The following is a 2,597-nucleotide window of genomic DNA, read 5'->3' on the forward strand; positions in this document are numbered from 1 at the left end:
CGCAGGATGTATATCCCCGAATTCGCATGACAATCTGACAACTGCTCCCATTAATACAACCAGTAATGCAATTCCCACGACATGTCCGACATCGGGAAACAACATCTCCTGGATCCAAGTTGATCCTATTCCGTTAAACCATACCGCCGGGGAGCCTCTGGTAATAACCGGGACAACAAATATAAAAATCGGCGAGAGGCTGCATGTATCCATATTACCCCCGTATAGATTTGGAATGGTCAGAACCAATGTGAAACAATATTGTGATCGCTGGGAAGGAGAAACTGCTGTAATCCAGCAGGGAAATTGCAGTGTGAACACGTGGTTGTTCTCGGATAGTGACCTGACACGAACATTGTCCCCATCATGTCCGGCATATACGGTGATCGTATCTGTTACAAATAGCACAATCAATGGCGGTGAAGATGAAATTAGAATTGTCAGTAATTCAGGCTGATAATTCCCAGATACAGCCCTTATGTGTTTTTCAGGCACAGGGACCATCTCATCGCCCGCATGCGTGCGGGGCCGGACCCGGGTCCGGTTTAGTACCGGACCCGTCGTCAGGTGCCGGAATATCAGAATCCGTTAAGAGTTGTGCGGGAAATGCTTTTTCATTAAACATCCCATGATGGTTCTGGTAGTAGATAATGTCCGGTAAAAATCAATCACAATCCTGTATACGATCCGGAATTCTCCCCTGCATGGGGATCCTCTTTGTTGTGCTGCTGAGTGCCGGATGTACCGGTGCATTTTCTGGCATACAGAATACCGTGCCGGCGACTCCGGTTTCTTCAGGTACTGCAACGAATCAGACCCCCAATACCAGCACATTTGATCATCAGATAACGATGCAGGTTGTCATGGTGGACGAAAATGCACATGCTGCATATGCTACAGTCTGGCTTACTCCCTCTGCACGCATTTATACACTTGCAAAAAATATTCCGGAGTACAAGTCCTATATCGGGTTGATGGAACAATCCATAAAAGACGGCTCGTTCCTTACTTTCACGCTTGATACTCAGGATTCTTCGCAAGGTTTTTCGATAATTAAGAATGTTGTGAAAGGCGTGCAGCCAACATCTTCTCCAAATGGAGAGAAGGCAGTGCAGGTACCGCAACCAGCATCACCTCCGGATGGAGTAAATCAGGCAAATCAGTAACGATGCAGGGTATCAGGTCAGGTTACCCGAAATGATTTCTCCAGAGCCAATAATCCTGAACAATGAAAAACAGTGCCAGGAAATGTTCCCGGCACTCACGCCTCCGGCGCCATGGCAGCGAGCGGCGTTCCGTTCCGGTCGATCTCGATGAGCCCGGCCGCTGTGATGAGAAAGAACCGCCAGGTCCCGTGCTTTGACCGGAGCCAGAGCTCGGCCGAGACTGCCGCGTCCCGGGCGATAACCCGGAGCTGTGCGATCTCGTCTTTGAAGTCGTCTGCAATCTCGTTTGCCGCCCCGAGGATCCGGGCAGAGAACATCACCCGGATGAACGTGATCGGAAGCTTCGAGACGATCGACAGGTCGTAGATCCGCTCGGGGCTGAGACCCGCGAGCTGGACAATGCCACGGAGTTGTGCGATCGGGATCGCTTCGCTGAGCGCCCGGTGGGGCCGCGGGCCGCGGGTCACCGGCAGCACCTCCCGGTGATTTTTCGGTTTGTTGCCGGATTTTGTACCGGCAGGGTTTTGGATTTTTTCATGTGTTGTTACCTCCTTTTTGTTGTGAAGTCGAGGAACGCTGATGCGTTCTTCTCCTCCTCTGGGTTCTGATGAACCACTCGGATGTCGCTGGGGCCCCTTTGACAGAATCAAATTAGTTCGGGGTAGTTAAGCGCTTGTATGAATAAATCCGGAAACGCGAAAACAGAGCGGTTTGGTGGCGATTGGTGGCGAACGGAGCGTAATGGAATGAGATTGATGTGCGCAAAAATGGGAACCATATTTGGTTAACTTGTGGGACCTTTCGTCGGAACCGGGTCCCGGGATACCACCATCCTGCCGATCTGACCCACAGTTCCTTAGCCGGACCGGTCTTCGTGTGCTGGAACACGGCTATTTATGGCCTCAGTTATTCCCGTCGACAACGTATGGGAAATTCCGGGTCCAGTTCCGCGTTTTTCCGAATTATGACCTCTGATTTTGATGATTTTTGGAAAAGAGGTACAACCGGGCTCGCAGCAGGCTCCGTTGTACCGGAATTCCCAACGGTGCCTCCAGGTCCCCTGAGAGGCAGGTCTCCGACGGAGACAGTACCTGCCAGGGGCACTCCGATCTTTACGGCTGAACTTGGCCGGGCCGGCATGGATCGATGGACCCGGGATCGAAACGAACGTGAGCCGTCGTCAGCTGGTCACAAGAAGTTCATCGGTGCGTGGACCATCGCCTGCTGTGCAGGAAGGATCACACCGAAATACGTTGCAAGGGCGAGTATCATGCCAAAGATAGCGAGGCATACCAGAAATTTTACGAGATTCTTCATGGCATCGGATTGTGTTGCTTCAGACATAGGTATTCGTTACCTCATATAATTCATAAAAAGGATATCTTTCGATACGTCGCACGGGAATTCAGCCCGATGCCTGGTTCCTTGCTC

The 2,597-nt window shown here is 51.3% G+C and carries 4 protein-coding genes; 1 reads left to right on the forward strand and 3 read right to left on the reverse strand.

The annotated features are described in order from the left end of the window. Positions 1 to 504: hypothetical protein (locus CW742_RS10290; RefSeq protein ID WP_292420049.1), on the reverse strand; the 504-nt coding region annotated here is incomplete at its 3' end. A gap of 200 nt (positions 505 to 704) precedes the next feature. Between CW742_RS10290 and CW742_RS10295 the strand changes: the two genes are divergently transcribed. Continuing rightward, on the forward strand, positions 705 to 1,166 hold the full coding sequence (locus CW742_RS10295) for a hypothetical protein (RefSeq protein ID WP_292420052.1): 462 nt from the start codon (positions 705 to 707) through the stop codon (positions 1,164 to 1,166). A 95-nt stretch (positions 1,167 to 1,261) separates the two neighbouring features. On the opposite strand, the gene CW742_RS10300 is transcribed toward CW742_RS10295, so the two are convergent. Both CW742_RS10300 and CW742_RS10305 read right to left on the reverse strand, forming a co-directional pair. Beyond that, entirely contained in the window at positions 1,262 to 1,633 is a 372-nt protein-coding gene (locus tag CW742_RS10300; RefSeq protein WP_292420055.1) for a hypothetical protein, read from the reverse strand. A gap of 721 nt (positions 1,634 to 2,354) precedes the next feature. Next, positions 2,355 to 2,510 carry a hypothetical protein gene (locus CW742_RS10305; RefSeq protein ID WP_292420058.1) on the reverse strand — a complete coding sequence of 52 codons (156 nt, stop codon included), beginning with the start codon at positions 2,508 to 2,510 and terminating at the stop codon, positions 2,355 to 2,357. Between the last annotated feature and the right edge of the window lie 87 nt (positions 2,511 to 2,597).

The organism is Methanoregula sp. (genome assembly GCF_002835825.1).
Lineage (GTDB): Archaea > Halobacteriota > Methanomicrobia > Methanomicrobiales > Methanospirillaceae > Methanoregula.

Coding starts and splice junctions, on each gene's coding strand:
- CW742_RS10295 (WP_292420052.1), top strand. CDS start 705: ATGGGGATCCTCTTTGTTGTGCTGCTGAGTGCCGGATGTACCGGTGCA.
- CW742_RS10305 (WP_292420058.1), bottom strand. CDS start 2,510: ATGTCTGAAGCAACACAATCCGATGCCATGAAGAATCTCGTAAAATTT.